This is a genomic window from Pseudomonas sp. MYb118, assembly GCF_040947875.1.
Lineage (GTDB): Bacteria > Pseudomonadota > Gammaproteobacteria > Pseudomonadales > Pseudomonadaceae > Aquipseudomonas.
The window spans coordinates 43584-68165 of record NZ_JBFRXN010000003.1 but is presented as its reverse complement, the minus strand read 5'-3'; the positions used below and the strand labels follow the sequence as shown (position 1 = coordinate 68165).

At 63.6% G+C, this 24582-nt stretch carries 23 protein-coding genes and 1 pseudogene; 15 read left to right on the top strand and 9 right to left on the bottom strand.

Features of this window, described 5'->3' with window-relative positions:
* Positions 1-202: 202 nt before the first annotated feature.
* Positions 203-574, top strand: a complete 372-nt coding sequence (locus ABVN20_RS21730) for a fe2+ zn2+ uptake regulation protein (protein ID WP_368557809.1) — start codon at positions 203-205, stop codon at positions 572-574.
* A gap of 19 nt (positions 575-593) precedes the next feature.
* Here the strand turns inward: ABVN20_RS21730 and ABVN20_RS21725 are convergent, their stop codons facing one another.
* A complete protein-coding gene (locus ABVN20_RS21725; RefSeq protein ID WP_096511186.1) occupies positions 594-782 on the bottom strand; it encodes a hypothetical protein in 189 nt (62 codons plus the stop codon).
* 242 nt (positions 783-1024) lie between these two features.
* Positions 1025-1555, bottom strand: a complete 531-nt coding sequence (locus tag ABVN20_RS21720) for a hypothetical protein (protein ID WP_368557808.1) — start codon at positions 1553-1555, stop codon at positions 1025-1027.
* A 342-nt stretch (positions 1556-1897) separates the two neighbouring features.
* On the opposite strand from ABVN20_RS21720, the gene ABVN20_RS21715 reads away from it, so the two are divergent.
* The 7 genes from ABVN20_RS21715 to ABVN20_RS21685 all read left to right on the top strand — a co-directional run bounded on the left by ABVN20_RS21715 (position 1898) and on the right by ABVN20_RS21685 (position 6880).
* Entirely contained in the window at positions 1898-2344 is a 447-nt protein-coding gene (locus ABVN20_RS21715) for a DUF411 domain-containing protein (protein ID WP_368557807.1), read from the top strand.
* Positions 2344-2778, top strand: coding sequence for a YqaA family protein (locus ABVN20_RS21710; protein WP_368557806.1), 435 nt, complete (start codon positions 2344-2346; stop codon positions 2776-2778). Before ABVN20_RS21715 ends, ABVN20_RS21710 begins: the two co-directional genes overlap by 1 nt.
* An 85-nt stretch (positions 2779-2863) precedes the next feature.
* Entirely contained in the window at positions 2864-3886 is a 1023-nt protein-coding gene (locus tag ABVN20_RS21705) for an alpha/beta fold hydrolase (RefSeq protein WP_368557805.1), read from the top strand.
* Between the two features lie 13 nt (positions 3887-3899).
* Entirely contained in the window at positions 3900-4853 is a 954-nt protein-coding gene (locus ABVN20_RS21700) for a D-2-hydroxyacid dehydrogenase family protein (protein ID WP_368557804.1), read from the top strand.
* Positions 4854-5041: 188 nt separating this feature from the next.
* Positions 5042-5572: a tetratricopeptide repeat protein gene (locus ABVN20_RS21695; protein WP_368557803.1), complete on the top strand. Its 531-nt coding sequence runs from the start codon at positions 5042-5044 to the stop codon at positions 5570-5572.
* Positions 5573-5618: 46 nt separating this feature from the next.
* Entirely contained in the window at positions 5619-6116 is a 498-nt protein-coding gene (locus tag ABVN20_RS21690; protein ID WP_368558692.1) for an RNA polymerase sigma factor, read from the top strand.
* A complete protein-coding gene (locus tag ABVN20_RS21685; protein WP_368557802.1) occupies positions 6113-6880 on the top strand; it encodes an anti-sigma factor in 768 nt (255 codons plus the stop codon). Before ABVN20_RS21690 ends, ABVN20_RS21685 begins: the two co-directional genes overlap by 4 nt.
* 36 nt (positions 6881-6916) lie before the next feature.
* On the opposite strand, the gene ABVN20_RS21680 is transcribed toward ABVN20_RS21685, so the two are convergent.
* The 3 genes from ABVN20_RS21680 to ABVN20_RS21670 all read right to left on the bottom strand — a co-directional run bounded on the left by ABVN20_RS21680 (position 6917) and on the right by ABVN20_RS21670 (position 9495).
* Positions 6917-7192 carry a hypothetical protein gene (locus tag ABVN20_RS21680; protein ID WP_368557801.1) on the bottom strand — a complete coding sequence of 92 codons (276 nt, stop codon included), beginning with the start codon at positions 7190-7192 and terminating at the stop codon, positions 6917-6919.
* Between the two features lie 298 nt (positions 7193-7490).
* Positions 7491-8789, bottom strand: coding sequence for an ATP-binding protein (locus ABVN20_RS21675; protein ID WP_368557800.1), 1299 nt, complete (start codon positions 8787-8789; stop codon positions 7491-7493).
* Positions 8790-8793: 4 nt separating this feature from the next.
* Positions 8794-9495, bottom strand: a complete 702-nt coding sequence (locus ABVN20_RS21670; protein ID WP_368557799.1) for a response regulator — start codon at positions 9493-9495, stop codon at positions 8794-8796.
* A gap of 277 nt (positions 9496-9772) precedes the next feature.
* On the opposite strand from ABVN20_RS21670, the gene ABVN20_RS21665 reads away from it, so the two are divergent.
* The 5 genes and pseudogenes from ABVN20_RS21665 (at position 9773) to ABVN20_RS21645 (ending at position 16444) form a co-directional block, all read left to right on the top strand.
* Positions 9773-10930, top strand: coding sequence for an efflux RND transporter periplasmic adaptor subunit (locus tag ABVN20_RS21665; protein ID WP_368557798.1), 1158 nt, complete (start codon positions 9773-9775; stop codon positions 10928-10930).
* Positions 10931-10945: 15 nt separating this feature from the next.
* Positions 10946-14041 carry a multidrug efflux RND transporter permease subunit gene (locus ABVN20_RS21660; protein WP_368557797.1) on the top strand — a complete coding sequence of 1032 codons (3096 nt, stop codon included), beginning with the start codon at positions 10946-10948 and terminating at the stop codon, positions 14039-14041.
* A 187-nt stretch (positions 14042-14228) separates the two neighbouring features.
* Positions 14229-14870 carry a DUF1345 domain-containing protein gene (locus ABVN20_RS21655; protein ID WP_368557796.1) on the top strand — a complete coding sequence of 214 codons (642 nt, stop codon included), beginning with the start codon at positions 14229-14231 and terminating at the stop codon, positions 14868-14870.
* A gap of 77 nt (positions 14871-14947) precedes the next feature.
* Positions 14948-15786, top strand: a pseudogene (locus ABVN20_RS21650) (AraC family ligand binding domain-containing protein).
* 52 nt (positions 15787-15838) lie between these two features.
* Positions 15839-16444, top strand: a complete 606-nt coding sequence (locus tag ABVN20_RS21645; protein ID WP_368557795.1) for a LysE family translocator — start codon at positions 15839-15841, stop codon at positions 16442-16444.
* A gap of 127 nt (positions 16445-16571) precedes the next feature.
* Here ABVN20_RS21645 and ABVN20_RS21640 read toward each other — a convergent pair whose 3' ends face one another.
* From ABVN20_RS21640 to ABVN20_RS21625, 4 genes are all read right to left on the bottom strand, one after another.
* Positions 16572-17759, bottom strand: a complete 1188-nt coding sequence (locus ABVN20_RS21640; RefSeq protein ID WP_368557794.1) for a pyridoxal phosphate-dependent aminotransferase — start codon at positions 17757-17759, stop codon at positions 16572-16574.
* An 86-nt stretch (positions 17760-17845) separates the two neighbouring features.
* Entirely contained in the window at positions 17846-19471 is a 1626-nt protein-coding gene (locus ABVN20_RS21635; protein ID WP_368557793.1) for a methyl-accepting chemotaxis protein, read from the bottom strand.
* Between the two features lie 333 nt (positions 19472-19804).
* The gene (locus ABVN20_RS21630) at positions 19805-20944 is read right to left on the bottom strand and encodes a glycerate kinase (protein ID WP_368557792.1); all 1140 of its coding nucleotides are present in this window, start codon (positions 20942-20944) and stop codon (positions 19805-19807) included.
* Positions 20945-21166: 222 nt separating this feature from the next.
* Positions 21167-22264, bottom strand: a complete 1098-nt coding sequence (locus ABVN20_RS21625; protein ID WP_368557791.1) for a sugar diacid recognition domain-containing protein — start codon at positions 22262-22264, stop codon at positions 21167-21169.
* Positions 22265-22378: 114 nt separating this feature from the next.
* On the opposite strand from ABVN20_RS21625, the gene ABVN20_RS21620 reads away from it, so the two are divergent.
* Both ABVN20_RS21620 and rarD read left to right on the top strand, forming a co-directional pair.
* Complete coding sequence (locus tag ABVN20_RS21620) at positions 22379-23386, top strand: aldo/keto reductase (protein ID WP_368557790.1); 1008 nt, start codon at positions 22379-22381, stop codon at positions 23384-23386.
* 206 nt (positions 23387-23592) lie between these two features.
* A complete protein-coding gene (gene rarD / locus ABVN20_RS21615) occupies positions 23593-24474 on the top strand; it encodes an EamA family transporter RarD (protein ID WP_368557789.1) in 882 nt (293 codons plus the stop codon).
* The last annotated feature ends 108 nt before the right edge of the window (positions 24475-24582 follow it).

Genomic DNA, 24582 nt, shown 5'->3' with positions numbered 1-24582 from the left:
AAAGGCCTGACTACGGGAACGAATGGAGTGGAAAAAATTTAGCGCGCCGCAGGTCGATTTTGCGGGGGGTTCACAGGTTTGCGACGTGGCGATTACGAAATTTCTACATTTTGCGCTTCATGATTCGAGTGGCTCATTCGTCTTAATTGATAAGAGCACCCAACAATTCATTCCGGTTCAGGCTCTGAAAAGGAGTTTTTGCATGTACAACTCGCAACTGCCAACGGACGGTAGCATTGCACCTCTGGGTAATTCCCTGGGGCCACGCCTGTTCGACACGCGCACCGAGCGCAACGGCAACGAACGCATCCGCGTTCTGCTCAAGCACTTCGGCCTGCGAACCAGCCTGATCCGCCTGAAAGTCATCGACGCCCTGCTCAATGCCGCCAACAGCGACCGCAGCCTGGGGGTTCGCGGCGTGCACAGCCAGTTGCTGGACCTGGACATCCCCCTGTCCTTCCTCAGTGTGCGCGAAGTGTTGAAGCGCCTGTGCAGCGAAGGCGTGATCGTCCTCAATGCGGACAAGAGCTACAGCCTGCATCCGCAGGCTGCCGCCATACTGCACGGCGAGTAAGCGATTGCGGGAGCGTCGCTCAGGGCTTGACCTTGCGACGCATCACGCCATTGATCACCACCACGATCACCGCCACACCAATGGCGATGTACTGGAACAGCTTTTCGCTGATGACCCCGGTATTTTGCAGATACGACAGGCCGAACATGATCGCCAGGACCACCAGGGAGATCAGAATCGAGTACTTCAAACGTTGCGACTGGGTCATTGCCTTTCCTCAAACCAGAACATGCAGCTGATACGCCGCTGCAAGCGGGCGTTCATGTTACAGCCTATGAGGACAGGGTCGCATCGCAAAATTTCTGCGTACGGCGGCGCATGATCGTTCCCATGCGCAGCAAAGGAACGCAGCCCGGAATGCTCTGCGTTCCAGATCCGAAGCCGAACGCGGAGCGTCCGTGGATGCGTTCCTTTGCTGCGCATGGGAACGATCAGATCGACAGGGCCGGCTTACGCCTTGGCGGAGAGGTTTTTGTCGGTCGGGGTCGAACCGTTGCCCTTGCCGTAAGTGGCCAGGTTCTGCAGGACGTAGATGGCCTTTTTATACTCGGGAATCAAGTAGTTGGCGTACTTGTTACCCTTCATGTTGTTGTTCTGGATGCTGTCCAGTTGGGTGGCGAAATATTCGAGGGCGTTGAAGCTGGCTTCCGGGTCTTTCGGAATGCCGAAGCGATCGAACTTGTCACCAGCGTTGCTCAGGGTCACCGCGGTCACATCGGTGATCAGGCCGTTCTCTTTCAGGAAAGTCGTCAGGCTGCCCAGTGACTTGGCTGTCACGTTCTCCGGATCAAACCCCTTGATCTGCTTGTGAATCTTCAACTTGTCCATCTTCGCTGTGTCCAGCGCGTTTGGATTGTTGCCCACCAATGCCAGCATCTGCTTGACCTTGATGCTCTGGGACACGGGTTTGGTGGAAGTGCCGGTGTCCTGAACGAGCAGGCCCGCCTTGGAAGTCCATGCGCCGGTATAGCCGATAGTCATGACCAAAATCCTTTAAAGACGATCACAGGAAAATCCTTGTTTAAACAAGTTCGATGCCCGGAGTATCCGGGCCTGACAAACACTACACAAATAACTATTTCAAGTTTTTACAATTCTCGTACATTTTCGATACAAAGCGCCAGACCCCCGGCTTTTATTGGCCTATAGCACTTTCGGATAATTGGACTAAACCAAGGTTTATTCCTGTGTACGACACAGTTAGTTGATTTGTATCAAGCCGGACACCCGCCCTGGCAGCATCACTTCGATACAATTTCTCCGGCTGCCTTCTACCGAAAGGCTCAGAATGTTGGCCCTCCGCAACCCGAGACGAGACCCTCCATGCGAACTCATTTGCGTCTGCTCGCCCTGAGCGCCCTGTTCATCTCTTCATTGGCCCAGGCCGCCGACCTGATCCCCATCGAGGTTCACCGCGACGCCAATTGCGGTTGCTGCAAAAAGTGGATCAGCCACCTGCAGGACAACGGCTTCAAGGTCGAGGACCATGTTGAAAAGGACATGAGCGCATTCAAGCAGCAGCACGGCGTGCCGGCGCGCCTGGCGTCCTGCCACACCGGCCTGATCAACGGCAAATTCGTCGAGGGGCACGTCCCGGCCGATCAGGTCAAAGCCCTGAGCCAGCGCGACGACTTGCTGGGTGTCGCCGCCCCCGGCATGCCCATGGGTTCGCCCGGCATGGAAATGGACGGCATGAGCGACGCCTATCAAGTCATCGGCCTGAAGAAGGACGGTTCTGACGTGGTGGTGGCGGACTACCCCGCCCGTTGATGCCTGGCGCTTACATCGGGCTGTTCTTCGCCGCCTTCGGTGCGGCGACGCTGTTGCCGTTGCAATCGGAAGCGGTGCTGGTGGGCCTGCTGCTCAGCGAGCGCTATTGGCTCTGGGGGCTGCTGGCGGTAGCGACCCTGGGCAATGTCCTCGGCTCGCTGGTGAACTGGTGGCTGGGGCGCGGCATCGAGCGCTTTCGTGAGCGCCGCTGGTTCCCGGTCAGCCCGGCGCATCTGGACAAAGCCCGCAGCCACTATCAACGCTACGGTCACTGGTCGTTGCTGCTGAGCTGGGTGCCGGTGATCGGTGATCCGCTGACCCTGGTGGCCGGGGTGATGCGCGAGCCGATCGGCCGCTTTCTGCTGATCGTGACCCTGGCCAAAGGCGCGCGTTACGGCGTGCTGGCCCTGGCGACCCTGGGTTGGCTGGGTTGAACGATCCCCGGCGAACATTGCCTGTGTTTAATGTCGCCCTAATCCAGCCGATCCAGGATCGGCCGATTTCTTCTGGAGTTTGCCCATGCCCCTCGCCCTCTCCCGCTGGCTGCCCGGCCTGCTGCTGACCGCCACCCTGCCCGCTTTCGCCGCCGAAGGCCCGGCCTACGGCCCCGAACTGCAAGGTTTCGAATACCCCTACACCGTCAAGCACTTCACCTTTGAGTCCCAGGGCAAATCCCTGCAGATGGGCTACATGGATGTCGCCGCCAACGGCAAAGCCAACGGTCGCAGCATCGTGCTCATGCACGGCAAGAACTTCTGCGGCGCCACCTGGGACACCTCGATCAAGGCCCTGAGCGACGCCGGCTACCGGGTCATCGCCCCGGACCAGATCGGTTTCTGCACCTCCAGCAAACCTGACAACTATCAGTACAGCTTCCAGCAGCTGGCGACCAACACCAACCAGTTGCTCAAGGCCCTGGGCATCCAGAAAGCCAGCGTGCTCGGCCACTCCACCGGCGGCATGCTCGCCACCCGCTACGCCTTGCAATACCCCGATCAGGTCGAGCAACTGGCGATGGTCAACCCGATTGGCCTGGAAGACTGGAAGGCCCTCGGCGTGCCCTATCGCACCGTGGACCAATGGTATGAGCGCGAGCTGAAGCTCACCGCCGAAGGCATCCGCAACTACGAACGCAAGACGTACTACGATGGCCGCTGGAAGCCGGAATTCGATCGCTGGGTGGACATGCTCGCCGGCCTGAACAAAGGCCCCGGCCACAAGCAAGTGGCGTGGAACTCGGCGCTGATCTACGACATGATCTTCACCCAGCCGGTGTACTACGAGTTCAAGGACCTGAAAATGCCGACGCTGCTGGTGATCGGCACCTCCGACACCACCGCCATCGGCAGCGACATCGCCTCGCCCGAGGTCAAGGCGAAATTGGGGCGCTACGAGCAGTTGGGCAAACAGGTCGCGCAACTGATCCCGCAGTCCACGCTGGTGGAATTCCCCGGCATGGGCCACGCACCGCAGATGGAAGAGCCGGCGAAATTCCACCAGGCCCTGCTCGCCTGGCTGGACAAGACCCACCCTGTTCGTTGATGAGGTAAGGCTGATGGCTGTGCAGATTGCGGTGCTCGATGACTGGCAGGACGTGGCGAAAGATGTGCTGGACTGGTCGGTGCTGGAGCCGATTGGCCAGGTGAGCTTCCTGCATGATTACCCCGCCGATACCGAGACGCTGGCGCAGCGTCTGGCGGATTACGAAGTGATCTGCGTGATGCGCGAGCGCACCCGTTTCGACGAGGCGCTGCTGCGCCGCTTGCCCAAGCTCAAGTTGCTGGTGACCGGCGGCATGCGCAATGCCGCACTGGACCTTGCGGCCGCGGCGAACCTGGGCATCCAGGTCAGCGGCACCGACAGCTACAAACACGCGGCGCCGGAGCTGACCTGGGCGCTGATCATGGCGGCCACGCGCAATCTGGTGGTGGAAGCCAACGCCCTGCGCGCCGGCCTTTGGCAGCAAGGCCTGGGCGGCGACCTGCACGGCAAGACCCTGGCGATTCTGGGCCTGGGCAGCATCGGCCAGCGGGTCGCCCAGTTCGGCCAGGTGTTCGGCATGCGGGTGATCGCCTGGAGCGAAAACCTCACCGCCGAACGTGCGGCCGAGGTCGGTGTGACCTACGTCAGCAAGCAGCAATTGTTCGAGCAGGCCGACATCCTCTCGGTGCACCTGGTGCTCAGCGACCGCAGCCGTGGCCTGGTCGACGCCCAGGCGCTGGGCTGGATGAAGCCTACGGCCCTGCTGGTCAACACCGCGCGCGGGCCGATCGTCGATGAGGCGGCGCTGATCAAGGCACTGCAAAAACAACGCCTGGCCGGGGCGGCGCTGGACGTGTTCGAACACGAGCCCCTGCCCGAGCACCACCCGTTCCGCACCCTGGACAACGTGCTGGCCACGCCCCATGTCGGGTATGTCAGCCAGCAGAATTATCATCAGTTCTTTGCGCAGATGATCGAGGACATCCAGGCGTGGGCGGCGGGAGCGCCGATCCGGCTTCTTGGCTGATACCGCGTCGGCTTCATCGCGAGCAGGCTCGCTCCCACAGGGGATTTTTGTGAACACCACAAATCTTCTGTGGGAGCGAGCCTGCTCGCGATAGCCACACCCCAGATAACCAGGCTGGTCATCGAATAAAATCTCCTGCTGCGGTGTTCATTGTTCAGAACTACGAACCCGCTGCGGAGAATCATTCCATGAACGTCCGTTTTGCCGTTTTTGCCACCCAACTGCTGCTCGCCGTCGCCTTGTGCAGCACCCTCGCCCTGGCCAACGGCGAGGATGACGCCCCCGCCAGGCCCAATTGCCCCAAAGGCCAGGTGTGGGACACCAAGTCGCAGAAATGCGTGTTGCAGACCAGCCACCTGGTGCCGGATGCCGACCGCACCGACTACGCCTACCGCCTGGCCAAGGACGGCCGATACGAGGAAGCCCTGGCCTTGCTCGACACCCTTGAACAACCCGACACGGCCAAAGCGCTGAACTACCGCGGTTATGCCACGCGTAAACTGGGACGCACCGACGAAGGCATCAATTATTACCTACAATCGGTGAAGCTCGACCCGCAGTATGCGCAAGTGCGCGAATACCTCGGCGAGGCGTATGTGATCAAGGGGCGGCTGGACCTGGCGCAAGAGCAGTTGCAGATGATCGAGGCGATCTGCGGCAATACCTGCGAAGAATATCGGGATCTGGCCGAAGCGATTCAGGGTTCATCGAATACGTGAAACAACGGAGGTCGTTATCGCCAGCGATCAGACGATACGCGCGGAGCTGGGGCAGCACCTGGCGCGACTGTGGCGTTACGGCCTGCTGCTGTCCAGGCAGCGGCATGTTGCCGAGGACCTGGTGCAGGCGACCTGTGTGCGGGCGCTCGAACGCGCCGGGCAGTTCGTGCCCGGCAGCCGCATGGATCGCTGGCTGATGAGCATTCTGCATTCGATCTGGCTCAACGAGGTACGCTCGCGCCGCGTACGCCTGGGCCAGGGGCAAGTGGATGTCGACAACGTCCTGGCATTCGATGGCGAGCACGCCGCGCAGACCCACGTGCTCGCCTCCCAGGTGATCCGCCGTGTTGATGCATTGCCCGAAGCGCAGCGCGAAACGGTGTTTCTGGCCTACGTCGAAGGCTTGTCCTATCGCGAAGTGGCCGAGGTGCTGGACGTGCCCATCGGCACCGTGATGAGCCGCCTGGCGGCCGCACGGGCAAAACTGGCCGAGTACCCGCCCTTGCAGGCGATACCGAACCCTTCCACCGGAGAACGTCGATGAACGAACAGGCAAGACCATCGGACGAGCAACTGGTGGCGTACCTCGATGACGAACTCGACACCGACCAGCGCAGCCGCGTCGATGCCGCCATCGCCGAAGACTCGACCCTCAACCTGCGCCTGCAATGGCTGGCCCGCAGCAACCTGCCGTTTCGCCAGGCCTATGACGAACTGGCGCAACAGGCGCCGGTGGACCGTTTGCAGGCCATGCTCGACACCCTGCCGGCGCCCGCCAAACCGGCACTGAACCGCCGGCGCTTTCTGGCTGCTGCGGCCGGCCTGGTGCTCAGTGGCGTGCTGGCAGACCGCTTGTACCTGGGTTGGCGCGCCAGCCAGACCAAACACAACTGGCGCGGCCTGGTCGCCGACTACATGGCGCTGTACGTGCCGGAAACCCTGAAGCACCTGCCGGTCGATGACCTGACCCACGGCGCGCAACTGCGCACCATCGACGAACGCCTTGGCGTGACCCTGACCCCGGCGCAACTGGCCCTGCCACGGGTGGAACTGCGGCGCGCGCAGATCCTCGAGTACGATGGCGTACCCATCGCCCAGATCACCTACCTGGACCCGGCCCATGGGGCCATGGCGTTGTGCGTCACCCTCTCGCACAAAGGCAGCCGACCGTTCGCCCACGAGCGCCGGCATGAAATGAACGTGGTGTACTGGGCGGACACGGAGCACGCGTGGATGCTGATCGGGCATAACCCGGCGGCGGAGCTGGAGGAGATGGCGAAACTGTTGAAAAGCCGGCTCAGTGCATGAGGGCCGGCGACTGCTGCGTGATGCCCGGTCAGGCCTTCAACCGCGATGGCCGTCGTCGCTGAACTTCTGCAGGTCCAGGGCCCGGGGAAACTCGCCGGCCCCGTCCATCAGCACGGTGTACCTGACCCGGTCGCCGACCACGAAATGGTCGTTGCCCTCGGCGGTGATGTTGTGCCCTATGCGCACCGCCATCCTCGGGTAACCCTCCCCCGATGTGACCATGGCGAACTTGGTCGGGATGTCGTCGACCCTGACGTGCCGAATGGCGCTGATGGTGCCCTCGGCGTGTTGCTTTATGATCAGTGCTCCCATTTCTACCCTCCTGCCGTCATTGGACACCTGACGGCGAAGGATCATGAAACGCCTAAACGGGCAGCGTGACTACTGTCAGGTTTGACAGGTTTCACAAAAAAATGGATCGCCACCGCCCCTGTAGGAGCGAGCTTGCTCGCGAAGCGGTGGGTCTGTGATGAAAATGTTGGCTGACACACCGCTATCGCGAGCAAGCTCGCTCCTACAGGGGATTACGGTGGGTCTGTGATGAATTTTTTGGCTGACACACCACATCGCGAGCAAGCTCGCTCCTACAGTGGGGGGAGCGGCGAAAAATTCATGCCGGAGTCGGCAACCACAAGCGGAACCGTGCGCCGCCCAGCGGTGACGGTTCGACGTTGAGCGTACCGCCCTGCGCTTCCAGCGCCCGCCGACTGATCGCCAGTCCGAGGCCGAAGCCGCCTGTCGACCGGTCGCGGCTGCGGTCCAGGCGATAGAACGGCTCGAAAATGCGCTCGCGCTCGTCGTCCGGAATGCCGATGCCATCGTCGTCGACCCAGATTTCACAGCCCTTGGGACAGACGTGTACCCCCACCTGAATGCGCTTCTCGCAGTAACGCATGGCATTGCGCAACAGGTTCTGAATGGCCCGGGCGGTCAGGCGCGGGTCGAGGATGAAGCGTTCCAGCTGGCCGTGCAGCATCACGTCGATAACCAGCTGCGACTCCAGTTCCTCGTCGATGCTGCCCAGGATGCTGTCGATGAACTCGTCCAGCGCCACCTCGACCCGCTCCGGCAGGCGCGCCGGGTTTTGCAGGCGGCTGTAGGACAGCAGTTCCAGTACCAGTTCATCGAGCTCGCGGATGTGCGCGATCAAGCCTTGCAGGCGCTCGCGACTGGCGGCCGGCAAATCATCGGACAGGGCCAGGGCAAGGCCGAAATCCAGCCGCGTCAACGGCGTGCGCAATTCGTGGGACACCGCATTGAGCAGGTCGCGCTGCTGGTTGAGCAGGTTCTCGATGTCGCCGGCCATGGTGTCGAACACATGGGCCAGGCTGCCGATGTTGGAACTCGCGGCGATCTGCGTGCGCTCGCCCAGGTGGCCCTTGCCGAAGCGCTCCGCCGTCGCCTTGAGGCGCTCAAGGTCATGCCAGTGCGGGCGCAGCCACACCAGCAGGCAGGCGAGCATGGTCGCGCCGACCAGCACGTTGATGCTCCAGTACAGCAGGTTGACGTCCAGCGGGTCCGGCGGCACCACCATTTGCACCACCATCTGCTCATTCAGCGGTGCCACGGCCAGGGTGCGCCAGCCCCAGTCGCCGATACGCACCACGTTTTCACCCCGCTGCAAGCGCTTCTGCTCGGCCAGCGTCAGGCCATCGTCGTCATTGCGGCTGAGCACGATGCCCAACGGCTGGAACTGCTTGTCCATCTCGGCGGCCAGCGCCGGCCACTGGCTTTGCGGCACGTCACGGAACTGCTTGACGATCAGCGTTTGCAGACCGCGGGAATAGTCGAGGTTGTAGGTGACGAAGCGCTCATGGAACACCTTGACCACCACGTCCGGCACCAGGTAAATCGCCGCGCTGTAGGACACGATGGTGACCAGGTACAGGCGAAAGAGGATTCTGAACATCGTCTCAGCATTCCCACTCGGAACGGCTGAACAGGTAGCCCTTGCCCCACACGGTCTTGATCTTGCGCGCCTCGCCGGCGTGGTCGTCGAACTTGCGCCGCAGCTTGGAGATCGCCACGTCCACCGAGCGGTCGGTGCCGTTGAATTCGATGCCGCGCAGGCGTTGCAGGATCTGGTCGCGGCTCAGCACTTCGCCGGCATGCCGGGCCAGCACCACCAGCAGGTTGTACTCGCCGCTGGACAACTCCACCGGCTGCCCGCGCCAGCTCACGGTGCGCTCCGACAGGTCGATGCACAGGTTGCCCATCAGGATGCGATCGTTGGCGGTCTGCGGCTCGCTGAGGCTGCTGCGGCGCAACAAGGTGCGCACCCGCGCCAGCAACACCCGTGGCTCGCAGGGTTTGGTCACGTAGTCGTCGGCGCCCATTTCCAGGCCCAGCACCTGGTCGTGGCTGTCGTCGCGGGCGGTGAGCATCAGGATCGGCAACGTTGCCGAATCGGCGCGCAACAGGCGACACACCTGCAGACCGTCGAGGCCCGGCAGCATCAGGTCGAGGATCACCAGGTCCGGCGGATTGATCCGCGCGCGCTCGCGCACATGATCACCGCGGCTGATCACGCTGACGCTGTAGCCATTGCGTTCCAGGTAGCTGGCAATCAGTTCGGACAGGGCGCTGTCGTCTTCGACCAGGAGAATGTTGGGCATGGGGTGTTTCCAAAGGGTGCTGGGGTGTCTGGTAAATCGCTATCGCGAGCAAGCTCGCTCCTACAGGGGTCTGTGGCGCTCACAAAATTCCTGTAGGAGCGGGCTTGCCCGCGATGGCGGCCTGACAGACATAATCAATTCCAAGCCATAAAGGATATACGCCCTCACTCGTCCCTGACTAAAACCCTTACACAATTTCACACAGCACCAACAAAGCTTCACCGCTAACCTCGCACGCTCCCCGTAGGATGCGGGTGTTCATTATTGGGGTATTTCCATGTCACAGAACCTGCTTGCCAAGCTAAGCCTGCTGGCCCTGGCCTTGACGCTCAGCGCGTGCGACAAGGCCTCGACCGCCGAAGAAGAGGCGCCGCTGGCCACCGTGCGCATCGAGACCCTCGAAGCGCGCCCCTTGTCGATCACCAGCGAACTGAGCGGGCGCATCGCCGCGCCGCGTATCGCCGAAGTGCGCGCGCGGGTGGCCGGTGTGGTGTTGCAGCGGGTGTTCCGTGAAGGCAGCGACGTGAAAAAGGGCGACGTACTGTTTCGCATCGACCCGGCACCGTTCAAGGCTGACCTGGACAGCGCCGAGGCCGAACTGCGCAAGGCCGAGGCCAATGCCTTCCAGGCGAAATTGCAGGAGCAGCGCTACGCCCAGTTGATCGAAGACAAGGCCATCAGCGGCCAGGACTACGACAACGCCCGCGCCGCCGTGCGCCAGGCCAACGCGCAGGTCGCCGCGAACAAGGCCGCCGTCGACCGGGCCAGACTCAACCTCGGCTACGCCACCGTCACCGCACCGATTTCCGGGCGCATCGGCCGGGCGCTGGTCACCGAAGGCGCGCTGGTGGGGCAGAACGAAACCACGCCGCTGGCGCTCATCCAGCAACTGAACCCGATCCACGCCGACCTCACCCAATCGACCCGCGAACTCAACGAGCTGCGCCGGGCGTTCCGTTCCGGGCAACTGCAGGAAGTCGGCCAGGGCGAGGCCAAGGCCACGCTGATCCAGGATGACGGCAGCCCCTACCCGCTGCCGGGCAAGCTGCTGTTCACCGACATCACCGTCGACCCTGGTACTGGGCAGATCATCCTGCGCAGCGAGTTCCCCAACCCGGACCTCGACCTGCTGCCCGGCAGCTTCGTGCGCGTGCGCCTGGAGCAGGCGGTCAACCAGCAAGGCATCAGCGTGCCGCAACGGGCCATCCAGCGGGACAGCGCCGGCATCGCCCAGGTGCTGCTGCTCGACGCCGAACAGCGGGTCGGCCAGCAACCGGTTGAACTGGGTGCCGTGCAGAACGATCGCTGGATCGTCACCGCCGGCCTCAAGCCGGGCGACCGCATCGTCGTCGAAGGCCTGCAACACGCAAGGCCTGGTGACAAGGTGCAGGTCGACAACTCCCCTCTTCCACTCGCCCAGGTCACTGGCCAGTAAGCAGGACGCTTTTTCATGCCGCAGTTCTTTATCGACCGCCCGGTGTTCGCCTGGGTGGTCGCCCTGTTCATCCTGCTGGCCGGTATCCTGGCCATCCCCCAATTGCCGGTGGCGCAGTACCCCGATGTCGCGCCGCCGCAGGTCGAAATCTACGCGGTGTACCCCGGTGCCTCGGCGCAGACCGTGGACGAGAGCGTGGTCAGCCTGATCGAGGAAGAACTCAACGGCGCCGACCACCTGCTGTACTTCGAGTCGCAGAGCAGCCTGGGCAGCGCCACGATCAAGGCGACGTTCCAGCCGGGCACCAACCCGGAACTGGCCCAGGTCGATGTGCAGAACCGCCTCAAGGTCGTCGAGTCACGCCTGCCGCAAGCCGTCAACCAGCAGGGTTTGCAGGTGGAGAAAGTCTCCGCCGGTTTCCTGCTGCTGATCACCCTCACCTCCACCGACGGCAAGCTCGACGACGTGGCGCTCAGCGATTACCTGGCGCGCAACGTGATGAACGAGATCAAGCGCCTGGACGGGGTCGGCAAGGCCCAGCTGTATGGCGCCGAACGGGCCATGCGCATCTGGATCGACCCGCAGAAGCTGATCGGCTTCAACCTGACCCCGGCGGACGTCAACGCCGCCATCGTCGCGCAGAACGCCCAGGTCTCGGCGGGCAGCATCGGCGACCTGCCGACCCGCACCACCCAGGAAATCACCGCGACCATCCTGGTCAAGGGCCAGCTCTCGACCCCGGAAGAGTTCGCCGACATCGTGCTCAAGGCCAACCCCGACGGCTCCACCGTACGCATCGGCGATGTGGCGCGGGTCGAGATCGGCAGCCAGGAATACCAGTTCGGCACGCGCCTGAACGGCAAGCCGTCCACCGCCGTCGGCGTGCAGTTGTCGCCTGGCGCCAACGCGCTGAGCACCGCGACCCTGGTGCGGGCGAAGATGGACGAGCTGTCGCGCTACTTCCCGGCCAACGTCGAGTACAAGATCCCGTACGACACCTCGCCGTTCGTCAAGGTGTCGATCACCAAGGTGGTCTACACCCTGCTCGAAGCCATGGTGCTGGTGTTCGCGGTGATGTTTTTATTCCTGCAGAACATCCGCTACACGCTGATCCCGACCCTGGTGGTGCCGGTGGCGCTGATGGGCACCTTCGCCACCATGCTGGCGCTGGGTTATTCGATCAACGTGCTGACCATGTTCGGCATGGTGCTGGCCATCGGCATCCTGGTGGACGACGCCATCGTGGTGGTGGAGAACGTCGAGCGGATCATGGTCAGCGAGGGCCTGTCGCCCAAGGAAGCGACCCGCAAGGCGATGCAGCAGATCACCGGGGCGATCATCGGCATCACCCTGGTGCTGGTGGCGGTGTTCATTCCGATGGCGTTCATGCAGGGTTCGGTCGGGGTAATCTATCGGCAGTTCTCGTTGTCCATGGCCACTTCGATCCTGTTCTCGGCGTTCCTTGCCTTGACCCTGACGCCGGCGTTGTGCGCCACCCTGCTCAAGCCGATTGCCCAGGGCGAGCATCACGCCAAGGGCGGTTTCTTCGGCTGGTTCAATCGCAAGTTCGAGCAAATGACCGAGGGTTATCAGGGCTGGGTTGCCCATGCGCTGAAACGCAGCGGTCGCTACCTGTTGATCTACGGCGTACTGCTGGTGGGCCTGGGCCTGTGCTTCAGCCGCCTGCCGTCGTCGTTTCTGCCGACCGAAGACCAGGGCTACACCATCACCGACATCCAGTTGCCACCCGGCGCCAGCAAGAACCGCACGGTGCAGGTGGTCGAGCAGATCGAAGCGCATAACGCCGGTGAACCCGGCGTGGGCGACAGCACGGTGATCCTCGGTTTCAGCTTCTCCGGCAGCGGGCAGAACGCGGCGCTGGCCTTCACCACGCTCAAGGACTGGTCGGCACGGGGCAGCGATGACTCGGCCGCCTCGATCGCCGACCGCGCCAACATGGCCCTGAGCGGCATCAAGGACGCCATGGCCTTTGCCGTGCTGCCGCCACCGGTGGACGGCCTCGGCACCTCCAGCGGTTTCGAATTCCGCCTGCAGGACCGTGGCGGTCTGGGTTATGCCACGCTGATGCAGGCGCGCAGCGAGCTGCTGGCGGCCGCCGAGAAAAGCCCGATCCTGATGAACGTCCGCGAAAGCGCCCTGGCCGAAGCGCCGCAGGTGCAGTTGATCGTCGACCGCAAGCAGGCCAACGCGTTGGGTGTGTCGTTCGCCGACGTCGGCAACGTGTTGTCCACGGCGGTCGGTTCGGCGTACATCAACGACTTCCCCAACCAGGGGCGGATGCAACGGGTGGTGGTGCAGGCCGAAGGCGATCAACGCAGCCAGGTCGATGACCTGCTGAAGATGCACGTGCGCAACAGCGACGGGAAAATGGTCCCGCTGTCGGCGTTCGTCCAAGCTAAATGGACCCAAGGCCCGGCGCAATTGACCCGCTACAACGGCTACCCGGCCATCGCCATTTCCGGCGAGCCCACACCTGGGCACAGCACCGGTGAAGCCATGGCCGAGATCGAACGGCTGGTGGCGCTGGGCCCTGCGGGGCTGGGCCAGGAATGGACCGGGCTGTCGTTGCAGGAACGCTTGTCCGGCAGCCAGGCGCCGATCCTGCTCGGCCTGTCGTTGCTGATCGTGTTCCTGTGCCTGGCGGCGCTGTACGAGAGCTGGTCGATCCCCACGTCGGTGCTGCTGGTGGTGCCGCTGGGCGTCCTCGGTGCGGTACTGGCGGTGACCTTGCGCGGCATGCCCAACGACGTGTTCTTCAAGGTCGGGCTGATCACCATCATCGGCCTGTCGGCGAAGAACGCGATCCTGATCATCGAGTTCGCCAAGAGCCTGTACGACCAGGGTCACGACCTGATCGACGCAACCCTGCAAGCGGCCCGCCTGCGCCTGCGCCCGATCGTCATGACTTCGCTGGCGTTCATCCTCGGCGTGGTGCCGCTGGCCATCGCCACTGGCGCAAGCTCCGCGAGCCAGCAGGCCATCGGCACCGGGGTGATCGGCGGGATGATCACCGCGACGTTGGCGGTGGTGTTCGTGCCGGTGTTTTTTGTGGTGGTGATGAAGGTGGTGCGGGGGCGTAAAAAGACCTGACTCCTACTCCCCTGACCTCACTCCTGCCTCTGTGGGAGCGAGCCTGCTCGCGATGGCGGCGTAACTGTCGCCATTGATGCTGAATCAGCCGGCCTCATCGCGAGCAGGCTCGCTCCCACAAAGAGCAGAGCACCTTATAGGTCCCTGGGTGCTAAGGTATCCACATCTCCCCCACCCCCGAGCCCCCATGCCCTTCCTCGCCCGCACCCACCCGCGCCTGTCTGCCGCTGCCACCTTGGGCGTGGCGGTGGGCATCCTGGCGCCAAGCGACTCGATCATCAGTAAAATCCTCATCGGTTGGAACGCCGGGGTCTGGACCTATCTGCTGTTGATGTTCTGGCTCGCCACCCGGGCCAAGGCGCCGGACGTCAAGCGCATTGCCGAGGTCGAGGACGAGAATGCCGGGCTGGTGCTGTTGCTGGTGTGCATCGCGGCCATCGCCAGCCTCGCCACCATCGCTTTCGAACTGGCCGGCAGCAAGGAACTGGCCACCGCCCCCCGGCTGCTGCACTACGGCTTCACCGCGCTGACGGTGATCGGTTCATGGCTGCTGATCGGGGTGATTTTCAGCGTGCACTATGCGCGCCTGTTCTACACCTGCACTGGCAAGGACCCGGCCCTGCGTTTCGCCGAGGGCCTGAGCACGCCCAATTACTGGGACTTTTTGTATTTCTCGTTCACCATCAGCGTGGCGGTGCAGACCTCCGACGTCGGCGTGGCCACGCGGGAGCTGCGCAAGATCGTGCTGGCGCAATCGCTGATCGGTTTTCTGTTCAACACCGCGATCCTGGGGTTTTCCATCAACATTGCCGCCGGGCTGGTCAACTGAAGAGCTGCACAAACGTTCTAGGCATCCGGCGCGCTGCTGCGCTTAAATGACCGGGCAATCCGTCCCACAGGTGCCGCATGACAAGCCACGACTGGATCGACCTGGCCCAGGATGCCGACACCGGCATCGAGACGCGCGCGCGCACTTCGAGGGCCACGCCTACGACCCGCACTGGCACGACAGTTACCTGGTGGGCGTCACCGAGCAAGGCGTACAGCAGTTCAATTGCCGGCGCACGAAACACCAGAGCACGCCGGGCAAGGTATTCCTGCTTGAACCCGGTGACATCCACGACGGCGAAGCGCCCACCGCCGACGGCTTCACCTACCGCATGCTGTACCTCGACCCGCAGTGGCTGACCCGCGAGGTCAGCGCGATGTTCGACAAGGCCCCCGACCACGGCGAACTCGGCTTCGCCCACACCCTGAGCACCGACCCGGCGCTGGCCCGCGCCACCGTGCTGGCGTTTGAAACCCTGCACCATGGCGAGTTGAAGATCGTCCGCCAGACTGCCCTCGACGGCTTGCTCGAACGCCTGACCACGCACCTGCACTGGCGCGCCCGTTATGGCGACGACCCGCGCCTGCCGCAGGTGGCGCTCAAGGCACGCGAGTACTTGCACGCCCATGCCCACGAAGACATCGGCCTCGACCAACTGGCCCTCGCCACCGGCGTTGATCGCTTTCGCCTGACCCGCGCATTCAAGGCCGCCTTCGGCATCGCGCCCCACGCCTACCTGGTGCAACTGCGCCTGGCCAGCGCCCGGCGCATGCTCGCCCGTGGCGAACAACCGGCCACGGTGGCCATGGCCCTGGGCTTCGCCGACCAGAGCCATCTGGGCCGCTGGTTCGTGCGCGCCTACGGCCTGACACCGGCGCTGTACCGCAAGCGCTGCTCAAATCTTCCAGACAGTTGAGCGCTGGGCTTGTGAAGATCGGTTGCAATGATCTTCACCGGAGTTGCCCGCGATGTTCACTTCCTTCCCGACCTTGCTGCCCTTTTTGCTGTTTGCCTTCGTGGCCTCGATCACCCCTGGCCCGACCAACATCCTGGTGCTGAGCAACAGCGCGCGGTACGGCCTGGGCGCGGCGCTGCCGATCATCTTCGGTGCCTGCGCCAGCGCCGCGACGATCGTGTTGTTGGTGGGGACCGGAGCGGGTTCGACGTTGACCACAATGCCCACCGTGCAAAGCGCGATGCAGTGGATCGGCGTCGCCTGGCTGAGCTACCTGGCCTGGCAGATCTTCAGCGCCCCCGCCGAGGCCCTGGACGCCCCGGACCCCAACGGCCGGTTGGGCCTGGTGGGCGCGGCGAGCCTGCAACTGATCAACCCGAAAACCTGGATGATGGCGCTGGCGGTGGTCAGTGTGTTCGCCGGTGCCGGGGAAGAACGCCTGGGGCATGTGTTGGTGTTGTCGCTGGCGTTTTTTCTGATTTCCCTGCCGTGCCTTGGGGTCTGGGCGTTGCTGGGGGCGGGTTCGGTGCGCTGGTTGCGTTCGCCGCGTGCGGTGCAGCGGTTCAATCGGTGCATGGCGTTGTTGCTGTTGGGGTCGGCCTGGTTGAGTGTGCTCTGAAAGTTGTTTGTTGTTCTGGCGGGCCTCATCGCGAGCAGGCTCGCTCCCACAGTGGGTTGGTGTTCACAGATCCAAATGTGGGAGCGAGCCTGCTCGCGATGGGGCCGGAACAGCCACCACAAAACCCTCAGGCCCGCCGCCCCTCGAGCATATCCATCGCACACAACGCAATCCGCCGACAGGCATCCGCCAGTTGCACCTGCCCCACCACCAGGCCGAGGCGAATATGCCCGGCTGCGCTGGGCCCGAAGGCTTCGCCTGCCAGCACCGAAACACCGTAACCCTCCAGCAGCCGTTCGGCGAATTGCTGGGCGGTCAAGCCGGTCTGGCGCACGTCCACCATCACGAACATGCCGCCATCCGGCCGAATCGCCCGCAGCCCGGGACATCCATTCAGGCGCGTGCACACCAGGTCACGGCGCTGGCGATACTCCTCGCGCATCATCGCCACTTCCGGCAGCTCCTCGTCCAGCGCCCGCTGCGCGGCGTTCTGGATGAACTCGGGAATGCCGAACAACATGCACAGGGACAAATGTTCCAGGTGGTCGGCCAGACGTTTCGGCCCGATCACCCAGCCGACCCGCCAGCCGCTCATGGCGTGGGACTTGGACAGGCTGTTGATGGTCGCCGTGCGCTCGGCCATGCCGGGCAGGCTGGCCGGGCTGATGTGCTCGCCCTCGTACAGCAGATCGCTGTAGACCTCGTCACTGATCAACCACAAGTCGTGCCGCACACACAGCGACGCCAGTTCCTGCCAGACCAGCAACGGCAGGCTGGCGCCGGAAGGGTTGTTCGGGCTGTTGAGCAGGATGGCGCGTGTCCGCGGCGTGATCAGCGCCGCCACCTGGGCGGGGTCGACCCGAAAGCCGTTGTCCGGGCGCACCGGCACGGGCAAGACCCTGGCGCCGATGGCGCCGAACACGCCTTCGTAAGTCACGTACATCGGTTCGGCGACGATCACTTCATCACCAGGATCGAGCAGGCACTGCGCCACGGAGTACACCGCGCACTGGGCGCCAGGCATGACGATGACATGCTCGGCGCTCACCTCCTGGCCGCTGTGCTGGCGATGGCGGCGGGCGATGCTGTCGCGCAGCCCCGCGGTGCCCCGCACGGGTGGGTAATGGGTGTCGCCCGCTTCCAGACTGTCGATGGCAGCGCGGACGATGGGCCTGGGCGTGTCGAAATCCGGATCGCCAATCGACAGCAGCAACACATCGACGCCCTGCTCGCGCAGTTGCAGCGCTCGATCGTGAATCCGCCAGGCCGCCGCGCCGTCGCCGGCAATTCGTTGAGTCAGGGCTGAGTAGCGCATGGGGCCTCCTTTCGCGCGGTGTCTCCTTGCCTCAACCCTATCTCAAATCTGCAAACCCGCCAGTGGGCCCACGCCGTTCGCGGTGATCAGATGACGAAGCGTGCCACCATTGCGTTCAAGTCCACGGCCAGGCGTGACAGTTCGTGGGTGGCGGCGCTGGTCTGGTTGGCGCCGGCGGCGGACTGGGTGGCCAGGTCGCGGATGTTCACCAGGTTGCGGTCCACCTCGCGGGACACCTGCGCCTGTTCTTCCGAGGCGCTGGCGATCACCAGGTTGCGTTCGTTGATCTGGTGGATCGACTGGGTGATCTGCTCCAGGGCAATCCCGGCGGCACGGGCCATTTCCAGGGTGCTTTGAGTGCGCTGGTTGCTCTGCTGCATCGACGACACCGCTTCGCCCGTGCCGTTCTGGATGCCGGCGACCATCTTCTCGATTTCCTGGGTCGACTGCGCGGTGCGATGGGCCAGCGCCCGCACCTCGTCGGCCACCACGGCAAACCCACGCCCGGCTTCACCGGCACGGGCGGCTTCGATGGCGGCGTTCAGCGCCAGCAGGTTGGTCTGTTCGGCGATGGCGCGGATCACGTCCAGCACCTTGCCGATGTCCCGACCCTGCTCCGCCAGGCCTTCGATCATCAGCGAGGTGTTCTGCACGTCGTGGGTCATGGTCTGGATCGCGTCAACGGTTTCCACCACACGGTCACGGCCTTCGCGCGCGGCCTGGGTCGACTGGTTCGACGCTTCGGAGGTCGACACCGCGTTGCGCGCCACCTCTTCCACCGCGGCGGTCATTTCATTGACCGCCGTGGCGGCCTGTTCGATTTCGTCATTCTGCTGTTGCATGCCGCGCGACGCTTCTTCGGTCACCGCGCTCAGTTCTTCGGCAGCGGCGCCCAGTTGCGTGGCGGAACCGGCAATTTGCTCAATGGTCTTGCGCAGGTTGCCCTGCATGGTGGACAAGGCGCTGAGCAGACGGGCCGGCTCGTCCTTGCCATCGACTTCGACGGCTTTGGTCAGGTTGCCACCGGCAATGGTTTCGGCCGCCTGCACCGCGCGGGCCAGCGGCGTGACGATGCTGCGGGTCAGCAGCCAGGCCAGCAGCACGGTCATCACCGCCGCGAGCACCGCCACCGCGATGATGCCGTTGATGGCACCGCTGTAGTTGTTGGCAGCGGTCACCCCGGCGGCTTTCGCGCCTTCGGCGTTGAACGCCACCAGCTTGTTGAGCTGCTCGCCCATGAGGTCGGTGCCGTCCTTGATCCGGGTGTTGATCAGGGTGCGCAACTCATCGACCTTGTTCTGGCGCGACAGGTCGACCATCTCGCGCTGGGCTTGCATGTAGTTGTCCAGCGTCGTGCTGAATTCCTTGTACAGCGCCGCTTCACTCGGCCCCATCGGCAACGCCGCATAATTGGCCTGCGCCTTGCGCACCTTGTCGCTGAGCACACCGATGCGCGCGTCGGCTTCCTGCAGGCTGGCCGGCTCGCGGTTGACCAGAATGCGGAACGACAGAATGCGCATGCGCAGGACGTTCTCGGTGATGTTGCCCAGGTAACCGACACTCGGCAGCTGGGTATTGCCCATGTCAATGGAGGCCTGGCGGATGACCGACATGCGGTTGACCGCAAACACGCCCAGCACAATCACCAGCAAGGCGATGAAGGCAAATCCCAGGAAGGCTCGTGGTGCGATGTTCAGATTACGCAAGGACATAGGACGATACTCGGGGGTGAGTGTGGCTTCGAGCATCCTTGCTTTCTGGTTGGGCACGACTGGGGTGCGCCTGATTTCTATATCGGCGGGGCTTGAGATTTTTTGCGGGGATTTGCGAAATATATTTCAACGAGTTACGAGTGTTTCACCCATGAAACACTGCACTTCGACATGGTACGAACGTCCCTGCTCGCTCCTGCAGGTACGGTGTGCCACCTGTGGGAGCGAGCCTGCTCGCGATGAATGCGCAGGCACTGCGGGGTGTCAGGTTGACCGAGCTATCTTTGACATTTATCGCGAGCAGGCTCGCTCCCACAGGGGCGCGCGCGGGGATCAGGATTGGCTGGCCATCCGCCAAACCCGGGCGATGTCGCTTGCCCGTTCCTGCAACAGGCGTGGTGCTTCGCTGCACGCCTGTTGCAGGGTCATCGGGCCGCTGGTCAGGGCGAACGCAGCGTCGATGCCGTGTTCGTACAACGCCTGGTAACCCTCGCCGAGGGTGCCGGCGATCACGATCACCGGTACGCCCTGCTGCCGGGCGATACGCGCCACGCCGAACGGGGTCTTGCCGCGCAGGGTCTGTGCATCGAAACGGCCTTCGCCGGTGATCACCAGGCTTGCGCCTTTCACCGCCTCGGCAAGACCCACCAGCTCCGCCACCACCTCGACCCCGGCCTGGAACTGCGCGCCGAGGAAGGCCTTGGCGGCAAAGCCCAGGCCGCCCGCCGCGCCGCTGCCCGGTTCATCGCGCACATCCTTGTCGAGCACCTGCGCGCAATGGTCGGCAAAGTGCCCCAGCGCGCGGTCCAGTTGCTCGACCTGCTGTGGCGACGCGCCTTTCTGCGGGCCGAAAATCGCCGAGGCGCCATGGGGGCCGCACAGCGGGTTGTTGACGTCGGCGGCGATGTCGAAGCGCACGGCGGCCAGACGTGGGTCGAGTTGGCCAAGGTCGATGCGCGCCAGTTGCGCCAGCGCCAGGCCACCCGGTGCCAGGCTCTGGCCCTGGGCATCGAGCAACTTCGCCCCCAGCGCCTGCACCGCCCCGGCGCCGCCATCGTTGGTGGCGCTACCGCCAATCGCCAGGATCACCCGCTGCGCGCCGGCATCCAGCGCCGCGCGGATCAACTCGCCAGTGCCATAAGTGCTGCTGATGCAGGCGTCGCGCTGGTCGGTGGCGACCAGTTGCAGCCCGCTGGCTTCAGCCATTTCGATGATCGCCGTGTGGCTCTCGGGCAGCCAGCCCCACGCAGCATCGACCGGTTTGCCCAGCGGCCCGCGCACCTGGGTGCGGCGCAACTGGCCCTCGCAGGCGGCCAGGATCGACTCGACCGTGCCTTCGCCGCCGTCGGCCATCGGGCATTTGACCAGTTGCGCATCGGGCCAGACCTGCGCCAGGCCCTGGGCAATAGCGTCGGCGACACCCTGGGCACTGAGGCTGTCCTTGAACGAGTCGGGGGCGATGACGATCTTCATGGGGATTCTCCTGTTTTCAGGTCTTCATGCTGCCAGTCGCCCTGGCGGATTACGCCGTTGCGGCGCACAAGAGGCGGTGGTGTTTATTGTTCATTTTTACAAAGGGGGATGGATGGTGACCGTGGCGCCGTCATCGCGGGCAAGCCCGCTCCTACAGGTTTGTGAGCGCCGCTGCCCCCTGTAGGAGCGAGCCTTGCTCGCGATGGCGGCCGAAAGGACACCTCAATTTTCGGGCAGTAACTGCACCCCCAAATACAACACGAGCATCCCCTCCAACCGCAAAGGATCGACCCCGCTGATCTCGGCCACCCGCTCCATCCGATAACGCAGGCTGTTACGGTGGATGCCCAGTGCATCAGCGCAGGCCTGGCTCTGGCCGTCGTGCTCGCACCAGCTACGCAAGGTCGCCAGCAACTGGCCGTTGCCATCGCGGGCGATCAGCTCGCGCAGCGGCTTGAGCAGTTCATCCAGGGCATCGTCATCGCGATGACGCCACAGCAACACCGGCAGGCGATAGCGCGAAAGGCTCAGCTCCCGGGTTCGGGGTTGCACATCGCGGCCGTAGGCCAGCAGGTCAGCGACCCGTTGGCAGCCGCGGCGCAGGCTCGCCAGCCCCTCCGCCGGCGCGCCCACGGCCATGCGCAGAATGTTCCCGCCCTGCTTGTCGAGTTTCTCCAGCAGCCGCTCGTTGTCCACCGTCAGGCTCGCCGCCCGGCACCACAGCAACGACGATGCGGACGCACTCACGCACCAGCTGTCCGGGTAACGCGCGCTCAACCAGGCCCCCAGCGCCTCGACGGTTTGTCCCGCCCCCAGTTCGAACAGGTACGGCACCCGCGCCAGTTGCGGCTTCAGGCCCATCTGCTGCGCTTCGTCGATCAGCCGCGGCGCATCGCCGGCCTCGCTCAACAGCAACGCCAGCAGGTCATCGCAGCGTTGACGCCGCCATTGCTGGTCGCTCTGCTGATTGCGCTGGGCCACCAGCATCTCGGCAGTCATGCGCACCAGTTCGGCGTAGGTGCGCAATTGTTCGGGTTCGCCGGTGATGCCCAGCACCCCGATCAGGCGCTGGTCGAGCCACAGCGGCAGGTTGATCCCCGGTTGCACCCCCTTGAGGTGCATGGCCGTCTGCGCGTCGATCTCCACCACCCGCTGGTTGGCCAGCACCAGTTGCGCACCTTCGTGCCGGGTGTTGACCCTTCCCGCTTCACCGCTGCCGAGGATCAGCCCCTGACTGTCCATGACGTTGACGTTGTACGGCAGGATGGCCATGGCCCGGTCAACGATGTCCTGGGCCAGGTCGTGATCGAGTTCGAACATTCAAGAATCCTTGCAAGCGCGGGGAGATCCACGTTACCGCAACCGATACCGTTTGCCACGCGGGAAAATTCTGGTATTTGATTGAAGCTTTCCCACTGGCAAAAGGAATTCAGCATGAGCTATCGCACGTTGGGTCATTCCGGTTTGCAGGTGTCCACCCTGACCCTGGGCACCATGATGTTTGGCGAGCAGACCAGCACCGAGGATTCCCTGCGGATCATCGACAAGGCCTGGGACCAGGGCATCAATTTCATCGACACCGCCGACGTCTACACAGGCGGGCGCTCCGAGGAAATCGTCGGCGAAGCGATTGCCGCCAACCGTCACCAGTGGGTGCTCGCCACCAAGGTCGGTTTCGGTCCGGCCGATGGCGTACCCAATCGTTCAGGGCTGAGCCGCAAGCACCTGTTCAACGGCATCGACGCCAGCCTGACGCGCCTGGGCACGGACTATCTGGACATCTATTACCTGCACCGCGAGGACCACAACACACCGCTTGCGGTCACGGTATCGGCGATGGGCGACCTGATCCGCCAGGGCAAGGTGCGTTACTGGGGCCTGTCGAACTACCGTGGCTGGCGCATTGCCGAGGTGATCCGCCTGGCCGATCAACTGGGGGTCGACCGCCCGGTGATCAGCCAGCCGCTGTACAACATCGTCAACCGCCAGGCCGAGCCCGAGCAGATCACCGCCGCGCAGAACTACGGCCTGGGCGTGGTGCCCTTCAGCCCGCTGGCCCGTGGCGTGCTCAGCGGCAAATACGCCCCGGACGCCAAACCCGACGCCAACAGCCGCGCCGGCCGTGCCGACAAGCGCATCCTGGAAGTCGAATGGCGCGTCGAATCCCTGCGCATCGCCCAGCAGATCCAGCAATACACCCAGGAGCGCGGCGTGGGCATCGTCGAGTTCGCGATTGCCTGGGTGCTCAACAACAGCGCCGTCACCTCGGCCATCGTCGGGCCGCGCACCGAGGAACAATGGGACGCCTACACCAAGGCGCAGGCGGTGAAGATCACCGCCGAGGACGAAGCGTTCATCGACTCGCTGGTGACACCGGGGCATGCCTCGACACCGGGGTTCAATGATGTCGGGCATTTTGTTTCGGGGCGTAGGGCTCGGTGATCCCTGTAGGAGCGGGCTTGCCCACGATGGCGGTGTACCAGTCAGCCTTGATGTGTCTGACACACTGCCATCGCGAGCAAGCTCGCTCCTACAGTAATTTGGGCTAGGCTTTGAAGTGTTGTGGATTTTGATCACTCGGCCAATATTCACAACAAAAACCGCGTATCCTCCGCACCCCGTTCAACGCTCGACTTCGCGAGGACAGTTTGTCTAAAGGTATCGCTCTATCGGTTTCAGCCTCGGTGCTGTTTGCCGTCATGTATTACTACACCTCACTGCTCACCCCATTGAATGGTGTGGAGATTTTCGGCTGGCGCATGCTGCTGACCGCGCCGTGCATGACCTTGTTCATCCTGCTTTCCGGCGAGTGGAAACGTGCCGTGGAGATCGTGCGACGCGTGGCCGCCGACCCGAAGCTGATCGCCTGCCTGATCGTTTCCGCCGCCCTGCTTGGCGTGCAGCTGTGGCTGTTCATGTGGGCACCGCTCAACGGCTACAGCCTGGATGTGTCGCTGGGCTACTTCCTGTTGCCGCTGGCCATGGTGCTGACCGGGCGCATCGCCTATGGCGAACGCCTGTCGTACCTGCAAAAAGTCGCGGTGTTCTTCGCTAGCCTCGGTGTGGCCAATGAGCTGTATCAGGTCGGCGGCTTCTCCTGGGCCACGCTGGTGGTGGTGGTCGGCTACCCGCTGTATTTCGTGCTGCGCAAATGGCTGAAATCCGACAACCTTGGCGGTCTGTGGCTGGACATGGCCATCATGCTGCCCGTCGCCTGGTGGTTCGTGCACGGCGGCGCCAACGGTTTCGGCGTGTTCGACCAGGCCCCGGCCCTGATGTGGCTGATCCCGCTGCTCGGGCTGATCAGCGCCTCGGCGCTGGTGGTCTACATCATCGCCAGCCGCCTGCTGCCGTTCAGCCTGTTCGGCCTGCTCAGTTATGTGGAGCCGGTATTGCTGCTGGGTGTGGCGTTGCTGCTGGGGGAAAGCATCAAGCCTGGGGAATGGCTGACCTACATCCCGATCTGGATGGCGGTGCTGGTGCTGGTGTTCGAGGGGTTCAAGCATTTGATGCGACAGCGCAGGCCTTGACTGACACTCAAGATCATTGCTGGAGAAATCATTGTGGGAGCGAGCCTGCTCGCGATGGCGGTGGGTCTGTCAAAACACTGTTGACTGATACTCCGCCATCGCGAGCAA

Excerpts from the sequence above, each read along its gene's own strand:
- ABVN20_RS21640 (WP_368557794.1), bottom strand. The coding sequence starts at position 17,759 with ATGCGCTACTCAGCCCTGACTCAACGAATTGCCGGCGACGGCGCGGCG.
- ABVN20_RS21680 (WP_368557801.1), bottom strand. The coding sequence starts at position 7,192 with ATGGGAGCACTGATCATAAAGCAACACGCCGAGGGCACCATCAGCGCC.
- ABVN20_RS21720 (WP_368557808.1), bottom strand. The coding sequence starts at position 1,555 with ATGACTATCGGCTATACCGGCGCATGGACTTCCAAGGCGGGCCTGCTC.
- ABVN20_RS21635 (WP_368557793.1), bottom strand. The coding sequence starts at position 19,471 with ATGTCCTTGCGTAATCTGAACATCGCACCACGAGCCTTCCTGGGATTT.
- ABVN20_RS21705 (WP_368557805.1), top strand. The coding sequence starts at position 2,864 with ATGCCCCTCGCCCTCTCCCGCTGGCTGCCCGGCCTGCTGCTGACCGCC.
- ABVN20_RS21695 (WP_368557803.1), top strand. The coding sequence starts at position 5,042 with ATGAACGTCCGTTTTGCCGTTTTTGCCACCCAACTGCTGCTCGCCGTC.
- ABVN20_RS21620 (WP_368557790.1), top strand. The coding sequence starts at position 22,379 with ATGAGCTATCGCACGTTGGGTCATTCCGGTTTGCAGGTGTCCACCCTG.
- ABVN20_RS21710 (WP_368557806.1), top strand. The coding sequence starts at position 2,344 with ATGCCTGGCGCTTACATCGGGCTGTTCTTCGCCGCCTTCGGTGCGGCG.
- ABVN20_RS21700 (WP_368557804.1), top strand. The coding sequence starts at position 3,900 with ATGGCTGTGCAGATTGCGGTGCTCGATGACTGGCAGGACGTGGCGAAA.
- ABVN20_RS21675 (WP_368557800.1), bottom strand. The coding sequence starts at position 8,789 with ATGTTCAGAATCCTCTTTCGCCTGTACCTGGTCACCATCGTGTCCTAC.
- ABVN20_RS21655 (WP_368557796.1), top strand. The coding sequence starts at position 14,229 with ATGCCCTTCCTCGCCCGCACCCACCCGCGCCTGTCTGCCGCTGCCACC.
- ABVN20_RS21730 (WP_368557809.1), top strand. The coding sequence starts at position 203 with ATGTACAACTCGCAACTGCCAACGGACGGTAGCATTGCACCTCTGGGT.
- ABVN20_RS21715 (WP_368557807.1), top strand. The coding sequence starts at position 1,898 with ATGCGAACTCATTTGCGTCTGCTCGCCCTGAGCGCCCTGTTCATCTCT.
- ABVN20_RS21625 (WP_368557791.1), bottom strand. The coding sequence starts at position 22,264 with ATGTTCGAACTCGATCACGACCTGGCCCAGGACATCGTTGACCGGGCC.
- ABVN20_RS21660 (WP_368557797.1), top strand. The coding sequence starts at position 10,946 with ATGCCGCAGTTCTTTATCGACCGCCCGGTGTTCGCCTGGGTGGTCGCC.
- ABVN20_RS21645 (WP_368557795.1), top strand. The coding sequence starts at position 15,839 with ATGTTCACTTCCTTCCCGACCTTGCTGCCCTTTTTGCTGTTTGCCTTC.
- ABVN20_RS21685 (WP_368557802.1), top strand. The coding sequence starts at position 6,113 with ATGAACGAACAGGCAAGACCATCGGACGAGCAACTGGTGGCGTACCTC.
- ABVN20_RS21725 (WP_096511186.1), bottom strand. The coding sequence starts at position 782 with ATGACCCAGTCGCAACGTTTGAAGTACTCGATTCTGATCTCCCTGGTG.
- ABVN20_RS21630 (WP_368557792.1), bottom strand. The coding sequence starts at position 20,944 with ATGAAGATCGTCATCGCCCCCGACTCGTTCAAGGACAGCCTCAGTGCC.
- ABVN20_RS21665 (WP_368557798.1), top strand. The coding sequence starts at position 9,773 with ATGTCACAGAACCTGCTTGCCAAGCTAAGCCTGCTGGCCCTGGCCTTG.
- ABVN20_RS21670 (WP_368557799.1), bottom strand. The coding sequence starts at position 9,495 with ATGCCCAACATTCTCCTGGTCGAAGACGACAGCGCCCTGTCCGAACTG.